The sequence below is a fragment of the Inhella proteolytica genome (assembly GCF_016093275.1).
In the GTDB taxonomy this organism is placed as follows: domain Bacteria; phylum Pseudomonadota; class Gammaproteobacteria; order Burkholderiales; family Burkholderiaceae_C; genus Inhella; species Inhella proteolytica.
This window is the reverse complement of the sequence record NZ_JAEDAK010000004.1, coordinates 153,657-170,225: the sequence shown is the minus strand read 5'-3', so window position 1 is coordinate 170,225 and position 16,569 is coordinate 153,657. Positions and strand designations below refer to the sequence as shown.

Annotated in this window: 13 protein-coding genes; 2 read left to right on the top strand and 11 right to left on the bottom strand. The window is 69.3% G+C overall.

Annotated features, from left to right (window positions below; genetic code table 11):
* The first annotated feature begins 114 nt into the window (after positions 1-114).
* Positions 115-1,458: an argininosuccinate synthase gene (gene argG, locus I7X39_RS07650; RefSeq protein WP_198110387.1), complete on the top strand. Its 1,344-nt coding sequence runs from the start codon at positions 115-117 to the stop codon at positions 1,456-1,458.
* Here the strand turns inward: argG and I7X39_RS07645 are convergent, their stop codons facing one another.
* From I7X39_RS07645 to panB, 5 genes are all read right to left on the bottom strand, one after another.
* Complete coding sequence (locus I7X39_RS07645; RefSeq protein ID WP_198110386.1) at positions 1,459-1,902, bottom strand: hypothetical protein; 444 nt, start codon at positions 1,900-1,902, stop codon at positions 1,459-1,461.
* Positions 1,903-1,937: 35 nt separating this feature from the next.
* A complete protein-coding gene (gene queA / locus I7X39_RS07640; RefSeq protein ID WP_310739892.1) occupies positions 1,938-2,966 on the bottom strand; it encodes a tRNA preQ1(34) S-adenosylmethionine ribosyltransferase-isomerase QueA in 1,029 nt (342 codons plus the stop codon).
* Between the two features lie 23 nt (positions 2,967-2,989).
* Entirely contained in the window at positions 2,990-3,673 is a 684-nt protein-coding gene (locus I7X39_RS07635) for a peptidylprolyl isomerase (RefSeq protein WP_198110384.1), read from the bottom strand.
* Positions 3,674-3,742: 69 nt separating this feature from the next.
* The gene (gene panC / locus I7X39_RS07630) at positions 3,743-4,576 is read right to left on the bottom strand and encodes a pantoate--beta-alanine ligase (protein WP_198110383.1); all 834 of its coding nucleotides are present in this window, start codon (positions 4,574-4,576) and stop codon (positions 3,743-3,745) included.
* Positions 4,576-5,382, bottom strand: a complete 807-nt coding sequence (gene panB, locus I7X39_RS07625) for a 3-methyl-2-oxobutanoate hydroxymethyltransferase (RefSeq protein WP_375140756.1) — start codon at positions 5,380-5,382, stop codon at positions 4,576-4,578. Before panB ends, panC begins: the two co-directional genes overlap by 1 nt.
* Positions 5,383-5,456: 74 nt before the next feature.
* On the opposite strand from panB, the gene I7X39_RS07620 reads away from it, so the two are divergent.
* Positions 5,457-6,380 carry a LysR substrate-binding domain-containing protein gene (locus I7X39_RS07620; RefSeq protein WP_198110381.1) on the top strand — a complete coding sequence of 308 codons (924 nt, stop codon included), beginning with the start codon at positions 5,457-5,459 and terminating at the stop codon, positions 6,378-6,380.
* Between the two features lie 180 nt (positions 6,381-6,560).
* On the opposite strand, the gene I7X39_RS07615 is transcribed toward I7X39_RS07620, so the two are convergent.
* The 6 genes from I7X39_RS07615 to I7X39_RS07590 form a co-directional block, all read right to left on the bottom strand.
* The gene (locus I7X39_RS07615) at positions 6,561-7,367 is read right to left on the bottom strand and encodes a diguanylate cyclase (protein ID WP_198110380.1); all 807 of its coding nucleotides are present in this window, start codon (positions 7,365-7,367) and stop codon (positions 6,561-6,563) included.
* A gap of 5 nt (positions 7,368-7,372) precedes the next feature.
* Complete coding sequence (gene siaC, locus I7X39_RS07610; protein ID WP_198110379.1) at positions 7,373-7,753, bottom strand: biofilm regulation phosphoprotein SiaC; 381 nt, start codon at positions 7,751-7,753, stop codon at positions 7,373-7,375.
* A 7-nt stretch (positions 7,754-7,760) separates the two neighbouring features.
* On the bottom strand, positions 7,761-8,312 hold the full coding sequence (gene siaB / locus I7X39_RS07605; RefSeq protein ID WP_198110378.1) for a biofilm regulation protein kinase SiaB: 552 nt from the start codon (positions 8,310-8,312) through the stop codon (positions 7,761-7,763).
* Positions 8,313-8,314: 2 nt separating this feature from the next.
* Complete coding sequence (gene siaA, locus I7X39_RS07600) at positions 8,315-10,381, bottom strand: biofilm regulation protein phosphatase SiaA (protein WP_310739891.1); 2,067 nt, start codon at positions 10,379-10,381, stop codon at positions 8,315-8,317.
* A 139-nt stretch (positions 10,382-10,520) separates the two neighbouring features.
* The gene (locus I7X39_RS07595) at positions 10,521-13,277 is read right to left on the bottom strand and encodes a TonB-dependent receptor (RefSeq protein ID WP_198110377.1); all 2,757 of its coding nucleotides are present in this window, start codon (positions 13,275-13,277) and stop codon (positions 10,521-10,523) included.
* 224 nt (positions 13,278-13,501) lie between these two features.
* Positions 13,502-16,558 carry an ATP-binding protein gene (locus tag I7X39_RS07590; protein WP_198110376.1) on the bottom strand — a complete coding sequence of 1,019 codons (3,057 nt, stop codon included), beginning with the start codon at positions 16,556-16,558 and terminating at the stop codon, positions 13,502-13,504.
* Positions 16,559-16,569 lie beyond the last annotated feature (11 nt).

Genomic DNA, 16,569 nt, shown 5'->3' with positions numbered 1-16,569 from the left:
ATTCTGGGCAGCGTGGGCCCTTTGCGGGGCGCGAACATGCCCTGTCCGCCCGAACGGGTGGCAGCGCCTAAAGTACCGGGTTTTCCCGCTGACCCGCATTCAAGGAAGCTGCCCGTGTCCGCCACCATCCTGCAATCCATCCCCGCCGGCCAGCGCGTCGGCATCGCCTTCTCGGGCGGCCTGGACACCAGCGCGGCCGTGCACTGGATGCGCGCCAAGGGCGCCATCCCCTGCGCCTACACCGCCAACCTGGGCCAGCCGGACGAAAGCGACTACGAGGAGATCCCGCGCAAGGCCAAGGCCTATGGCGCCGAGATCGCCCGCCTGATCGACTGCCGCGCCCAGCTGGTGGCCGAGGGCATCGCCGCCATCCAGAGCGGCGCCTTCCACATCAGCACCGGCGGCGCGACCTACTTCAACACCACGCCGCTGGGCCGCGCCGTCACCGGCACCGCGCTGGTGGTGGCGATGAAGGAGGACGGCGTCAACGTCTGGGGTGACGGCAGCACCTACAAAGGCAATGACATCGAGCGCTTCTACCGCTACGGCCTGCTGGCCAACCCGGCGCTGAAGATCTACAAGCCCTGGCTGGACCAGCGCTTCATCGACGAGCTGGGCGGCCGCAAGGAGATGAGCGAGTACCTGATCGCCAACGGCTTCGACTACAAGATGTCGGTCGAGAAGGCCTACAGCACCGACTCCAACCTGCTTGGCGCCACGCACGAGGCCAAGGACCTGGAGTTCCTGAACGCCGGCATGCACATCGTCAAGCCCATCATGGGCGTGGCCTTCTGGAAGGAGGACGTGGCGGTGAAGGCCGAGACGGTCTCGGTGCGCTTCGAGGAAGGCGTGCCGGTGGCCCTGAACGGACGCGAGTTCGCCGATTCGGTCGAGCTCTTCCTGGAAGCCAACCGCATCGGCGGCCGCCACGGCCTGGGCATGTGCGACCAGATCGAGAACCGCATCATCGAAGCCAAGAGCCGCGGCATCTACGAGGCCCCGGGCATGGCGCTGCTGCACATCGCCTACGAGCGCCTGGTGACCGGCATCCACAACGAGGACACGATCGAGCAGTACCGCATCAACGGACGCCGCCTCGGCCGCCTGCTCTACCAGGGCCGCTGGTTCGACCCGCAATGCCTGATGCTGCGCGAGACCGCCCAGCGCTGGGTGGCCCGCGCCATCACCGGCGAGGTGACGCTGGAACTGCGCCGCGGCAACGACTACTCGATCCTGAACACCGAAAGCCCCAACCTGACCTACGCGCCCGAGCGCCTGAGCATGGAAAAGGTCGAGGACGCCGCCTTCACGCCGGCCGACCGCATCGGCCAGCTGACGATGCGCAACCTCGACATCGCCGACACGCGCGAGAAGCTGGGCGTGTACGTGCGCAGCGGCCTGTTGGGCCAGGATTCGGGCGGCAGCATCCCGCTGCTGACCGGCGACGACAAGGGCTGATCAGCCGAGCTGCGCCAGCAGCCAGGTGTGCGCTTCATCCGCGTGGGCGAAATGCGCGAAGTGCAGGCCGGCCTGCTCGAAGCATTGTTGGAAGGGGCGCGCCATCAGCGTGGCCCCTTCCACCTCCGGCGGCAGTTCGTAGGCGGTGGCATGGGGCGTCAGCCCCTGCGCGCGCAGGGCGCACAGGGTCAGCGTGAATTGCTCCAGCGTGTCGGGAGAGGCCAGCGCACTTTCATGGAAGCGCACCAACTGGCCCCAGGTCGGCCCAGCCGCCATCTCTCGGTAGATCTGGTGCACCAGGGCCTGCACGGCCAGCACCAGCTCGGCATTGAAGGGGCCGATGGCCTCGGTCCGCAGCAGACGGCCGTCGACGTGAAAGTCCACCCGGCCATGGGCGCGGAAGCGCGGTTGCGCAATGTCGTCGGTGCTGCGGAACGCGTTCATGGGCCAGGACACATTAGCACCGCGCGGCGCGGGGCTCAATCCGTCGTTCGGTCGAGCAGCATGGCGTCCCCATAGCTGAAGAAGCGGTAACGCTGCTCGACTGCGTGCCGGTACAGGGCACGGATGTGCTCGTAGCCGGCCAGGGCGCTCACCAGCATCATCAGCGTGCTCTTGGGCAGGTGGAAGTTGGTCAGCAGGCGGTCCACCACCTGGAACCGGTAGCCCGGGGTGATGAAAAGCTGGGTCTCGGCCGCGCCGGCTTGCAGCGCCCCGCCGGCCGCTGCACTTTCCAGCGCCCGCAGGGCGGTCGTGCCCACCGCCATCACTCGGCCGCCGCGCGCGCGGCAGACGGCGATGGCCTCCACCGTGGCCTGCGGCACCTCGAACCACTCGCTGTGCATCTGGTGCTCGGCCAGGTTCTCGCTGCGCACCGGTTGGAAGGTGCCGGCGCCCACATGCAGGGTCACTTGCGCGCGCGGGCAGGGCAGCTGGGCCAGCAGGGCTTCGTCGAAATGCAGCGAGGCCGTGGGCGCGGCCACCGCGCCGGGCTTGGCCGCGAACACGGTCTGGTAGCGCTGCACGTCCTCGGCGCCGTCCGCGTGTGTGATGTACGGCGGCAGCGGCACATGGCCATGCTGGTCCAGCAGGGCCAGCGGGTCGGCCGGGAAGCGCAGATGAAAGAGCGAGTTCTCGGGCCCGCAGCGGCCCAGCACCTCGGCGTCGAAGGCATCGGCAAAACGCACCCGGCTGCCCGGCTTGGGGCTCTTGCTGGCACGCAGATGCACCCAGACCTCCTGCGTGCCCGGCAGCAGGCGCTCCACCAGGGCCTCCACGCTGCCGCCGCTCGCCTTCTGGCCGTGCAGCCGCGCCTTGATGACCTGGGTGTCGTTGAACACCAGCAGGTCCTTGGCATCGAGCAGGCCTGGCAGTTCGCGGAAGGCGCGATCCACCGGCGCGGCCCCACGGCCATCCAGCAGGCGCGAACCGGTGCGCTCGGGCGCCGGATGCTGGGCGATCAGTTCGGGCGGGAGCTCGTAGTCGAAGTCGGACAGGGTGTAGGCCATGGGGCGCATTGTCCCCAGCCGGCTCAGCGCACGCGCTGCACCCAGTAGGTCAGGATCTCGGTGCGGGGGCGCAGGTCGGTGTCGGTGTAGCGGTAGACGGGCACGATGTTCATGGCGTCCAGCACCGGCAGGCCCGAGATGATCTTGCCGAAGATGGCATAGCCGCGCTTGGCGCTGGTGCCATCCAGCCCGGTGTTGTCGCGCACGTTCAGGAACCACTCGGAGGTGGCGCTGTTCGGGTCGCTGGAGCGCGCCATGGCGATGGTGCCGCGCAGGTTGGAGAGGATGGTGTTGTCCTCCAACAAGATGGGCGCGAAGGGGCTGGGCTTGCGCACCATGCCTGGGCTGTAGCCGCCGCCCTGCACGACGAAGTCGCGATCCACCCGGTGCACCAGGGTGTTGCGGTAGTAGTTGGTGTTCACGTGCGCCAGGAAGTTGGCCACTGTGATGGGGGCGTATTCGTCGTAGAGCTCAATCACCAGCTCGCCGCTGCTGGTCAGCATGCAGACCACCGGCCAGCGGCTCTTGGCGGCCTCGGCCAGGCCGGCCGGGCTGCAGTTCTGGGTGGGCGCGTTGGGCTGCGGGTTGGGTTGCGGAATCGGGGGCAGGGGCGGGGCGGGGTCGCCCACCTCGACGTAGATGCCGCCACCGCAGGCGCTCAGCAACAGGGCCAGCAGGCTGGCGGAGAGAAGGCGTGTTGTGCGCATGGATGCACCCGATTCAGGCAGAGCGCCTGGCAACGGTGCAGTGTGCGCCGGCGTTGACCGTCCCGGGGCTCAGCCCTCGAAGTTGTCGATCAGCCGAGTGCTGCCCAGCTTTGCCGCGCCCAGCGCCACCAGGGGTTCGCCGGCACGCGCCGGGCTGAGGTCGTGGCGGCAGCGCAGCGTCAGGTAGTCGGGCTGCCAGCCCTGTGCGGCCAGGCGGTCCATGGCCTCGCCTTCCATGCGCTCGCGGTCGCGCAGGCCCGCCTGCCATTCGGTGATCAGCGCGCGCAGCGCGGCACTCAGCTGCAGGGCCTGCGTCTTCTGCTCGGCACTGAGGTACTGGTTGCGGCTGGAAAGCGCCAGGCCCTCGGGGCTGCGCAGGGTCTCGCCGCCGTGGATCTGGATCGGCAGGCCCATCTGCGCCACCATGCGGCGCAGCACCATCAGCTGCTGGTAGTCCTTCTTGCCGAACACGGCATGCGCGGGCTGCACCAGGTTGAAGAGCTTGTGCACCACCGTGCACACGCCGGTGAAGAAGCCGGGGCGGAACTGGCCTTCCAGGATGTCCGCCAGCGCCGCCGGCGGCACCACCTTGTAGCCCTGCGGCTCGGGGTAGAGCTCCTGCTCGCTGGGGGCAAACACGAGGTCGCAATGGCCTTGGGCCTGCAACTGCGCGCAGTCGGCTTCGAGTGTGCGCGGGTAGCGGTCGAAGTCTTCGTGTGGCAGGAATTGCAGGCGATTGACGAATAACGACACCACCACCGGCGCCTGCGGCCCTGCCACGGCACGCGCCTGCGCCACCAGGGCCAGATGGCCGGCATGCAGATTGCCCATGGTGGGCACGAACGCCGCCTGACCGGGGCCGAGCGCGTTGCGCAGCTCGGCAATGGTGTGGATCAGTTTCATCAGGTGAAGGCGTGCACCGCCTCGTCGGGGAACTGGCCGGATTTGACCTCGGCCACATAGCGCCGGATGGCGGCGGCGATGGAGTCGGACCCCGACATGAAGTTCTTGACAAAGCGCGGCCGGCGGCCGGGGGTGATGTCCAGCATGTCGTGCAGCACCAGCACCTGGCCGGAGGTGCCCAAGCCCGCGCCGATGCCGATCACCGGCACCGGGCTCCAGGCGGTGATCTCGCGCGCCAGCGCGGCGGGGATCATCTCGAACAGCAGCATTTGCGCGCCGGCCTCGACCATGGCCTTGGCCTGCGCCTTGACGCGCTCGGCCGCCTCGCCACGCCCCTGCACCTTGAAGCCGCCCAGGGCCGACACCGTTTGCGGCGTGAAGCCCAGGTGCGCGCACACGGGCACGCCGCGCTGCGTCAGGAAGCGCACGGTGTCCGCCGTCCAGTCGCTGCATTCGAGCTTGACCATGTGGGCACCCGCCTGCATCAGCGCCAGGCTCGAATGCCAAGCCTGCTCGGGGCTGGCGTGGTAGCTGCCGAAGGGCAGGTCGCCGAGCAGCCAGGCGGTCTTGTTGCCACGCGCCACGCAGCGCGTGTGATAGACCATGTCGGCCAGTTGCACCGGCGTGGTGGTTGGTTCGGCCTGCAGCACGGTGCCGAGCGAATCGCCCACCAGCAGGATGTCCACCCCCGCCTCGTCCAGCACGCTGGCGAAGGCGGCGTCATAGCAGGTCAGCATGGCGATCTTTTCGCCGCTGGCATGCATCTCCTGCAGCTTGTGCAGGGTCACAGCTTTGCGTTCGGGCATGGGGGTTTCCCGAGCTTCCGAGAGGGGGCGCAGTGTAGCCATGCGCGCGCCTCGGCGCCCTACGATCACCCCCCATGACCCTGACCGAACTGCGCTACCTGGTGGCTGTGGCGCGCGAGCGCCACTTCGGCCGCGCCGCCGAGGCCTGCCATGTCTCCCAGCCCACGCTCTCCGTGGCGATCAAGAAGCTGGAAGAGGAGCTGGACGTCAAGATCTTCGAGCGCAGCAGCAACGAGATCGCCGTCACCCCGCTGGGCCAGGAGATCGTGCGCCAGGCCCAGGTGGTGATCGAGCAGGCGCAGCTGATCAAGGAGATCGCCAAGCGCGGCCGCGACCCGCTGGCTGGACCCTTGCGCCTGGGGGTGATCTACACCATCGGGCCCTACCTGCTGCCGGACCTGGTGCGCCAGGTCATCGAGCGCACGCCGCAGATGCCCCTGCTGCTGCAGGAGAACTTCACCGTCAAGCTCTTGGACATGCTGCGCAGCGGCGAACTGGATTGCGCCATCCTGGCCGAACCCTTCCCCGACGCCGGCCTGGCGATCGCGCCGCTGTACGACGAGCCCTTCCGCATCGCCGTGCCGGCCAGCCACCCGCTGGCGCAGCGCGAGTCCCTGAGCGCCGAGGAACTCAAGCAGGAGACCCTGCTGCTGCTCGGCAACGGCCATTGCTTCCGCGACCATGTGCTCGAGGTCTGCCCCGAGTTCGCCCGCTTCGCCAGCGGGGCCGAGGGCATCCAGCGCAGCTTCGAGGGCTCGTCGCTGGAGACCATCAAGCACATGGTGGCCTCGGGCATGGGCATCACCGTGGTGCCCGAACTCTCGGTGCCGGCCGAGCCGCCCCCGCATCTGAAGTTCCTGCACTTCACCGAGCCGGTGCCGAGCCGCCGCGTGGTGCTGGCCTGGCGGCGCAGCTTCACGCGCTACGAGGCGATTGCCGCGCTGCGCAATGCGGTGATGGCCTGTCGCCTGGCCGGCGTGCAGCGCATCAACGCCTGAGAGGCTGAGAGTCTTCCGCCCATGCCCGCCTTGCACATCCAAACACCCCGGCTCGTCGTTGCAAATGCTCGCCATAGCCCGAGCTATGGCTGCGCTTTGCGCCTAGATCCGGGGTGTTTGGGTGCGCCTTTCGGGCACGTCCGAAAAACTCTCAGCCTCTGAGCCGGCGGCAGGGCCGGCTCAGGCGCCGCTGGCCGCGGCCGCTTCCGGTGCCAGTTCGATGCGGTCGCGCCCGTTGCGCTTGGCCATGAGCAGGGCAATGTCGGCGCGGCGCACCAGATCCTGGGCCGCTTCAGCCGGCAGGCGCTGGGCCAGGCCAGCGCTGGCGGTCATGCGCACCAGGCCTTGGCCCGTGTCGACTTCCAGCTGCCGGATGGCGCTCAGCACGCGCTCCAGGGTGGTGCGGGCGCCCGCCGTCGTGCTGCCGGGCAGCACCAGAACGAACTCTTCGCCACCCCAGCGCCCGCAGAAGTCCTGCTCGCGCAGGCTGGCCTTGAGCACCTGCGCCAGGCTGGTGAGCGCGCGGTCGCCCACGGCGTGGCCGAAGCTGTCATTGATCTGCTTGAAATGGTCCACGTCCAGCATGGCCACACACAGGGCCTGGCCGCGGCGGTGGGCGCGCGCCAGTTCGTCCCCCAGCACGGCATCGATCTGGCGCCGGTTGGCGAGACCGGTCAGCGGGTCGACGCTGGAGGCCTGCGAGAGATGCAGGTTCTGCTCGTGCATCAGCTCCTGGTAACGGTCGGCGATGCGGGCCACCTTTTCGAGGCGCGAGCGTTGGCGGCGCAAGGCGGAGGTCGAGTGGCCCAGCGCGGCCGCATTGAAGCCATCGGCGATGCGCAGCATGCGTTCGATGCGGTGCTGCTGCTCGCGGCACAGCTGGAGCGCCTGACGCAGCGGCTCTTGCAGGGGGTTGCCGTCGTGCTCGGCCAGGTCGGCCAGGGCTTCCAGCTTGACCAGCAGCTCATCCCCATGGACCTTGGACATGGCCCTTACTCCGCCAGGGCCTGGATCTGGAAGGGGAAGCTGCAATCCTCCTTGAACTCCTCGGCCAGTTCGGCCACGCGTTCGTTGCGGGCGTCATAGAGCCACAGCACGCCCACCTCGCGGCCGCTGCGGTGCTGGTCTTCCAGCAGGTCGAAGATGTCCATCATGATCTTGACGCTGCTGGTGTTGAGGTAGCGCAGCTTCAGGCGCAGCTGCAAGGGCTTGTCGTCGGCGCGGAAGTAGGCCTCGATCCAGTCGATCAGCGGGCCGAAGAGCTCGAACGAATTCTCCGGATAGGAGTCGCCGGCCATCTCCAGCGTGCCGCGCTCGGCGTCGGCATGGATGGAGGGCGAGGACACAGAACCTTCGATGTGCAAGGAGTTCATATACAGCTCAGGCATTGGCAAAGACGGCGCGCAGGCAGAAGAAGCTGCGGCCGTCGGGCATCGGTTGGAGGCTGGCCTGCAGCGGCTCGGACGAGCGGCGGGCCATGTCGAGCAGGCCCAGGCCGGCACCCGACGGCGAGTCGGCGTCGCGCGGGCGGCGCAGCTGCTCCTTGTAGGCGGCCTTGAGCTGGGCCTTGTCCAGCGCGGCCAGCTGCTGGATGCGCTGCAGCAGGCGCTCGGCATCCGGCGCTTCGACCAGATTGCCGACCGAGATCATGTAGCGGCCCTGCTCATCGCGCGAGACCACCACCGTGGCGGCGCCATCGGCCTCCGAGTAGTTCATCTTGCTGGCGTAGTGGCGGATGTTCTGCGTCATCTCCACATAGACGGCGAACACGTCCATGGCACCACCGGGCGAGGCTTCGGCGTCTTCCAGGTACTTGCGCAGAGCATGCCCGATCTCCTCGATCAGGCTGCGCGAAATGGGGCCGTTGAAACACAGCATGACGCGCTGCCGAATGCAGTTGGCGCGCATCTCGAACAAATCCAATGTCTCCATGCTCACTCCTGAGGTTGGCTTGCCTTGGGGCCCTGGTCGACCCGGAAGCACATGACAGTGATGTCATCGCGCTGCGCGAAGCCGCCCTGGTAGCGGCGCAGTGCGCTGACGAAGGCCTCGCGCTGCTGGCCGGGCGGCAGTGCCGCGTGCTCGCGCACCAGTTCGGCGAAACGCTGGTTGCCAAAGCCGAAGCCATGCTCGCCGCCGGCCTGATCGAGGAAGCCGTCGGTGACGAGGTAGTAGCTGGTGCCGGCGCTCAGCTCGAACTCGACGTTCTCGTACTGACCGCGGCGCGTCTCGTTGAGCGCGCGCCGTCCGGGTTTGATTTCCTCTACCGTCCGGCCATCGCTGCGGAACAGCGAGACCTTGGCGCCGGCAAAGCGGGCGCGCAGCGCCTGGCGGTCGATGTGCACCAGGCCGACATCCATGGTGGTGGCGATCGTGCGTGGGATGTCCGCCGCCACCAGCATGCTGCGAATCGAGGCGTCGATGCGATGCAGCAGCGTGGCGGGGTCGGTCAGGCCGACCTCTTCCAGCGCGTGGTCGATGGCGGAACGCGCCAGCATGGTCATCAGGGCGCCCGGCACGCCATGGCCGGCACAGTCCACCACGCCGAGCAGCTCGCCCTCGGCGCTGGTGCGGAACACATAGAAGTCCCCACCGACGACATCGCGCGGCTGCCAGAGCACGAAGTGCTCGCTGCCAAGCTGCTCTTCGAGCTGGCGGTCCGGCAGGATGGCGCGCTGGATCAAGCGGGCGTAATCGATCGAGTCGCTGATGGCGCGGTGCGCCTGCGCCATGTCCCGGTTGGCCTGCTCCAGCTCGCGGGTGCGGGCCTGCACCTCGCGTTCAAGTGATTCGGTATGCCCCCGCACCTGGCTGGCCATGGTGCCGAAGGCGCGCGTCAGGTCACCAATCTCATCGGCCCGCGGGGCCGGCAGCGTCACCTCGTAGTGCCCGTCCGCAATCGCCTGGGCCGAGCGCTTCAGCTGGCGCAGCGGCGCCAGGATCAGGCGCTCCACCGACAGGGCGATGCCCAGGAACAGGCCCAGGCCCAGCAGGCCGATGGCGATCAGCGGCCCGACCAGGGTATCCAACCGCAGCAGCGGCGCCACGCGCAGGTCCAAGGTGGACACCACATGCCAGTCCAGATCGGGGATGTAGGCGCTGGCCAGCAGCTCGGGCACACCGCGAATGTTGACGTTGACCACCTGCGCGCTGCCAGGCTCGGCCTCGGCGCGGGCCAGTGCCGTGCGGACCGCCTGGATGTCGGCGGGGGAATCCAGCAGAGCCTCGATGGTGTGGTCGCGCGCGGCCTGGCTCTGGGTGCCGGAATTCAGCGCAATGCGCGCCAGGTCCCGGTCGATCTGGATCGCGCCGCTGCGGTTGACGATCAGCACCTGCTGACCCGGCGCCACATCGCTGACGAGGCGGCGCGTCAGCTCCCCCAGGTCCAGGCTGGCGCCGACCGAGCCGAGCGCGCGGCCGGCGTCGCGCACCAGCACATTGATCCAGACCCGCGTGGCGCCCACCTGGTGGTTGACGTCCACATTGATGTTGTAGGGGCGCTCCGATTTCAGGGTGTTGAAGAACCAGCTGTCCTTCTCGGCGTCCGGGCGCAGGCGCTCCAGTGGTTCGGTGCCGGGCTTGTCGTCCGACTGAAAGTAGTAGTTCAGGCTCTGGGCCGGGGTGATGGAGAAGGCCCGAGAGGCGAAGTCCTGCCGAAAGCTGGCAGCCTCGCGCCAGAAGGTGGCCCGCGCCTGGGGATCGTCCTCGGCCAGCAGCCATTGGCGGGTGGCCTCCGAGCGCGCCTGCCGCAGCGAAAGCGCCAACTCGCGCGACAGCAAGCCGGCCACCTGCTCGCGCTTGAGCAGCACCGTGTCGCGGGCATAGGCGCTGCCGAGTTGGGCGCGCACGCTGTCGACCACCTGCCAGCCCAGCCAGAAAGCGGGGCCCAAGGCCAGCAAGCTGCTGAAGAAGAGCGCCAGCAGGGACTTGCCGCGCAAGCCCAGACGCTGGGCTGGAGGTGACTGGGCGGTGTGCGGGGGTTCGGGCGAGAGAGCGGGCACGGTGGGGAGCTGGGGGTGAGCGGAGACTGGCAAAAGGAGGGGCGCAACAGTTTCCTTCAATCCAGGACCGCAGGTGGAAGCGTGCGGAAAGCAAAAAGGCCCCGCCGAAGCGGGGCCTTGTCGGTCAAGCGAGGGGTGCTTACTTGAACTCGTACGAGACCGTGCCGTACCAGTAGCGGCCGCGCGGATCGGCGAAGGAGCCGGCGTAGCCCGCGGCGTGCGAGCCGTAGCTCGACACGGCGGTGAACGGCGGTTCCTTGTCGGTCACGTTCTTCACGCCCAGGCGCAGGTTCAGACCCTTGAAGCCGGTGTAGCCGGCGGCCAGGTTGAAGCGGTTGGTGTCCTTGACCTTGTGGGCCACGTTCACACCGACGTTGGCATCGACCAGGCCGGCGGACTCGGTCCAGCCCTTCACGAAGGTGTTTTCCACCGTGAAGTTGAAGCTGCCCAGAGCCCAGTCCAGCGACAGGGTGTGCTGCCAGGTCGGCACCGGCTGCACGCCGGAACCGTCGCCCGCCGTGCCCTCGAAGTCGGTGAAGGCGCCGCCCTTCTCGCTCTGACGCTTCCACTTCGCGATGTGGGTGGCGTTCAGCGCGGGACGCAGGGTGCCCATGTCGCCCATCGGGATCGAACCGCGCAGGTCGATGTCGATGCCCGAGGTCTTCAGCTCACCCAGGTTCTCCACCGGGGTCTCGATGTAGAGGATGAAGCCCTGAGCATTGCGCTTCACGCGGCTCTTGAAGCGCTGGTACAGGCTGGGGCTGGACATCAGCGCGTCGCCACCGATCTGGCCGATCAGGTCACGCTTGGTGATGGTCCACAGGTCCACCGCCGCCGTGAAGTGACGATTCGGCTCGAACACCACGCCCATGCTGGCCTGGCGCGACTTTTCCGGCTTCAGGTCGGGCGACGAGAAGTTGCGCACATTGAACTGGATCTCGCAGCGCGGATCGCCGGAGAAGCCGGCCGGGCAGTCCGGGTCGACCAGGGAGTTGGCGGTGTTGGTCGAGGAGACCGGCGAGTTCACGTCCCACAGCGTGGGGGCGCGGAAGCCCGTACCGACGGCGCCACGGAACAGGAATTCCTTGCTCGGGTTCCAGCGGATGGTGGCGCGCGGGTTGAAGGTGCCGCCGAAGTCGCTGTAGCGGTCGTAGCGGGCCGACAGACCGGCCTCGACGCCCTTGGCGAAGGGCATGCTCAGCTCGCCGAACACGGCCGAGATGTTGCGCGCGGCGACGGTGGCGGGCACCGAGCCTTCGCCGCCGATGTGCTTGCCGGCCGAGTAGTCGGCGTTGACCGGACGGTCCTCGGCCTTCTCGCGGCGGAAGTCCACGCCCATGGCCACGGCCATGTTGCCGCCGGCCATCGCGCCCAGCTCGCGGCTGACCTTGAAGTCGACTTCCATAGTGGTGCTGTCGGACTTGCGCATCGGGCCGGTCATGGCGGCACGCGCCCAGGCCGCATCACCGCCGGCACCGCTGGAGCCGAAGGGGTTGATGTTGCCGGCGGCCAGTTCGGCCAGGAAGCGGCCTTCGTGGATGTAGCCGCGGTACTCCAGGTCGCCCTTGGCCTTGGCGTAGTTGAAGGCGGTGTCGTAGTCCCAGCCGGCCAGCACACCGGTGGAGCCGAGCACGAAGCGGGCCTGGGTGTTGGTGTTGTCGTTGATGCGGTTGCCGGCGGGAATCGCGCGCATGGCGATCTCGGTCAGGCCATTGGCATCGCCGGCGAGTTGCGCATCCGTCCAGCCCAAGCTCTTGAGCAGGGCGCGCGGGAAGAACGGGCTGTTGACCGGCATCATCGGGTGCGCGTAGTCGCCCTTGACCGGATCCAGGCTGGTGGCGCCCCAGAAGATCGGGGTCGGGGCGATGCGGCCGATCGACGCGCTGCGCGCGAACGAGACCTCGGCAAACATCTGCGCGTCCTTGTTCAGGTTCCAGGTGGCGCGGCCGAACACATCGGCCTTGTCCTGGTCGGGCAGGTTGTCCAGCGTCGCGGCGTAGATGAAGCGGCAGATGAAGCGCTCGGTGCCGTTGGGCGAGGGACCGCGCGAAACGCGCGTGGTGAAGTTCGGGTCGCAGGCCTCGAAGTTGGCGCCGGCATTGGAATAGGCGCCCGGGCTGATGCCGAAATCGACCAGACGGCCGGGGAAGGCACCACCCGAGGTCGGGGGCGCGGAGCCGGGGATCTCGTCGACGCCGCGGTTGTAGAACTTCTGCTCGATCGCCTTCAGGCGGGTGTTCTTCTGCACATTGCCGGTGACGAGCAGGTTGAAGCCGTCACTGCTGATGTCGCCGAAGCCCAGCGCCAGGCTGGCGCCGGTTTCCTTGCCACCGATGTTGTCTTCGGTGTTGCCGGCGCGCAGGCTGATGTTGCCGCCGCCGTAGTCCTTGCGGGTGATGAAGTTGATCACGCCGCCGACGGCGTCGGTGCCGTACACGGCCGAGGCGCCGTCACGCAGCACTTCCACGCGCTCCAGCGCGGCGAAGGGGATGCTGTTCAGGTCGACTGCGACGGTGCCGCCGATATTGCCGAAGGGGTGGTTGGCCAGGCGGCGGCCGTTCAGCAGCACCAGGGTGGAGTTGGCACCCAGGCCGCGCAGGTTGGCGTTGCTGGTGGCGTAGCCGGCGCCCTGCGTGGTGTCGGAGAAGGCGGCGGTGGCGGCCGAGACGCGGCGCAGCAGGTCTTCGACGTTGGTGGCGCCGGTCTTCTCGATCTGGGCGCGGGTGATGGTGGTGACCGGCAGGGCGGTCTCACTCTCCAGGCGCTTGATCGACGAGCCGGTGACGACCACGCGCTCAAGTTGTTGGCTGTTTTGGTCTTGGGCCTGGACCTGGCCGGCGGCGAGGCCGCCGAATGCCACGGCCAGCGCAGCGCAAAGACGGGTGGGATGACGCATCAGAACTCCTCCAGATACGAATCGAAACAATTAGGCTGCTCGTGGCAGCACGGACCAGGGGCGAATGTCCCTTTGGGTGGGGCGGGATTGTTGAACCCCGGCCAAGGGGTGCCATCAGTGGGTAAACCCCTGCTGTGGCGTCTTGGCTGCACCTTGCTTGCGGGTGACTTTTGCAGTCCCCCTGAGGGAGGCGTAAACGCCGAAGCCCTCAGGCTGTCTCTTGTTCAGCCCTGCAGCTCCAGCCAGGCCTGCAGCTGGGTGAGTTGCAGGTCCAGCGCGGCTTGCAAGCGCTGCAGCGAGCGCTGGGCGGCGGCGGGCTCGCTGCGCAGCTCGGCCTCGCAGGCCGCGGCCAGGCGGGACAGGCCCATCAGGCCCAGATTGGCCGCCGTGCCCTTGAGCCGGTGCACCCAGGCCAGCTGGGCCGCCGTCTCGCTGGGCAGGCCCTCCTGGCGGTATTGGCTGACGAAGCCGCCGAGCAGCCGGCACAGCAGTTCCAGCTTGCCGGCGCAGCGCGCCAGCGCGGCCTCATGGTCCCAGTCCAGCGGCAGGTCCTCGCGCGGCGGCGGCGGGGGCGGCGGACGGTTGGGCGCAGGCGCCGCCACCGCGGCGGCCGGCTGCTCCGGCTCGGCCCCGAGCCACAGCCCGAGGGCCTGCGCCTGCTCGCGCAGGGTGCTGACGAGCTCGGCCAGCTCCACCGGCTTGGTGATGTGGCCGCGCATGCCGGCGGCGGCCGATTCGGCGCGCTGCTCGGGCAGGGCGTTGGCGGTGAGCGCCAGAACCGGCAGCTGCGGGTGCACCTGGTGCAGCCGGCGCGTGGCCTCGTAGCCATCCATGCCGGGCATCTGGATGTCCATCAGCACCAGGTCGATGCGGGCCACGCCATGCTGGGCGATCCAGGCCAGCGCCTCGGCGCCGCCACCCACCTGCTCGAACTGGGCGCCCAGCTGCAGCAGCATCTCGCCCAGGATCTCGCGGTTGATCGCCACGTCGTCGACGATCAGCACGCGCAGGCCCTGCAGCGCGGCGCGGCTGAAGCGGCCGCCCTCGGCGGGCGGGGGCACGGGGGCCACCGCGGGTGCCGGCAGCGCGGCCGCCGCCGCGCGCCAGGGCAGGTGCAGGCTGAATTGCGAGCCCAGGCCGGGCTGGCTGTGCAGACGGATCTCGCCGCCCATGGCGCGCGCCAGCCGCCGGCTGATGCCCAGGCCCAGGCCGGTGCCGGGCTCGGCGGCCGCGCCCTCGGCCTGTTCGAAGTCCTGGAACACCCGTTCGCGCTCGGCGGCGGCAATGCCGGGGCCGGTGTCGTGCACGGTGAACACCAGCTCCTGGCCCTCGGTATGCAGCTGCAGGCAGACCTCGCCCTGACTGGTGAACTTGATGGCGTTGCCGAGCAGGTTGACGAGCACCTGGCGCACGCGCTGGCGGTCCAGCCGGGCCGCCGCGGGCAGCGGCGGGTCGAGCTGCAGGCGCAGCGGCAGCTGTTTCTCGCGCGCCCGCGGCTCCACCAGGGCGAGCGCGTCGCGCGCCAGCTCGGCGGGGTCCAGGGCTTCGAGCGCCGGGCTGAACTTGTCGGCCTCCAGCTTGGCCAGGTCCAGCACCTCATTCACCACGCCCAGCAGGTGCTGGCCGGCGGTGTGGATGCGCTCGAATACCTGGCGGGCTTCGGCGGGTCGGACCTCGCCCTCGGGGGAGGACATCAGGGCCATCTGGGCTAGGCCGAGCACGGCATTGAGCGGGGTGCGCAGCTCGTGGCTCATGCGTGCCAGCAGCTCGTGCTTGGCCTGCGCCAGGCGCTGCGCCTCGTCGCGCGCCTGCGCCAGCTGCTCCTGCTGGCGCTTGAGCGCCGTGATGTCCACCCCCAGGCTCAGCACCTGGGTGCCGCCCTCGGCGTCGGGCAGTGGCACGGTGCTCACCAGCAGCGTGCGCGGGCCTTCCTTGGGGTGCAGCACGGCCTGTTCGAACTGCTGCAGCCCGCCGCCGGCGAGCAGCTCGGCATCGCGCCGGTCCTGCTGCGCGCCCAGTTCGGCGCCCAGCCACAGGCGGCTGTGCTGGCTCAGCGCCTGCTCACGCCGCCAGCCGGTGGCCAGCTCGAACTGGCGATTGATGAGCTGGTGGCGGCCGCCCGCATCGCGGATGGCCAGGGTGGCGGGCAAAGCGTCCAGCACGGCCTGCAGGCGCTGCTGCTGCTGCTGCAACTCGCGCGTGCGGCTGCGCACCTGCTGTTCCAGTTCCTCGCGCGCATGGGCCAGGGCGGAGCGGGCCGCCACCTGGTCGCTGATGTCGTGGCCGAACACCACCACGGCGTCGCGGCCGTCGAGCTGAAGGCGCTGGGTCTTGATGTCCCACCACAGCAGGCCGCCGTCGCGCCGGCGCGAGCACCACCACTGCTCTTGCGGGCCCTTTTCGAGCGTGCGCTGGATGAGGGCGCGCGCCTCCTCGGGGCCGTAGCCATCCCCCGGGGCCAGCCAGGTCGGGTCCAGCTCGGCCACGGTGCCGACGCCGTAGCGCCCCAGCGCCTGCGGGTTGGCGTAGAGCAGGCTGCCGTCGCGCGCGTCGTAGATCAGGATGGCGGTGAGCGAGGCGTCGAGCAGCTCGCGCTGGCGCCGCTCGGCTGCGTCCAGCCGTGCTGCCGAGGCCTGCTGCTCCTGCTGGGCGCGGCTCAGCAGCCCCTGCGCCTCGTCCAGCGAGCGCGTGGCGCTCCAGAACAGGCGGCCGTAATGCACCACCAAGCAGCCGCTCAGCAGCAGGGGCAGCAGATGACCCAGCGCCACCACCGGCAGGGGGGCGCGGCGCAGGTCGCTGGGCCCCTCGATCCAGCCGAGCGCCTGCGCCAGCGTGACCAGCAGCAGCCCGGCCACGCCCAGCCACAGCGCCTGCCAGGCCGCCTTCGGCGACACCAGCAGGCCCATGCAGACCACCACCACGCCCAGCGCCGGCAGGCTGGGGTCGGAGAGCCCGTCGCCGGTGATCCAGGGCAGTACCAGCAGCACCGCCAGCGCGGCCCAGCTGAAGAGCGCGGCGGCCACCGCCACGCCCCGACGGCGCAGGCTGCGCTGCGCCAGCAGTGCCACGCCGCTCATGCCCACGCCGATGGTGCTCAGCAGCACCAGGCGCCAGGTGGCGATGGGCTGGCTGCCCGCGCCCCACCAAGTGGCCAGGGCCTGGGCCAGGCCGGCGGCAAAGACGAGCCAGAGCGCGACGCGCAGCCCCCGCCGGGTGCTTTCGTCCAGGCGCTGGCGCTGTTCGTCCAGCGCGGCTTCGATCTGCGGCTCGGTGGCGCTCATGCGTCAAGGCG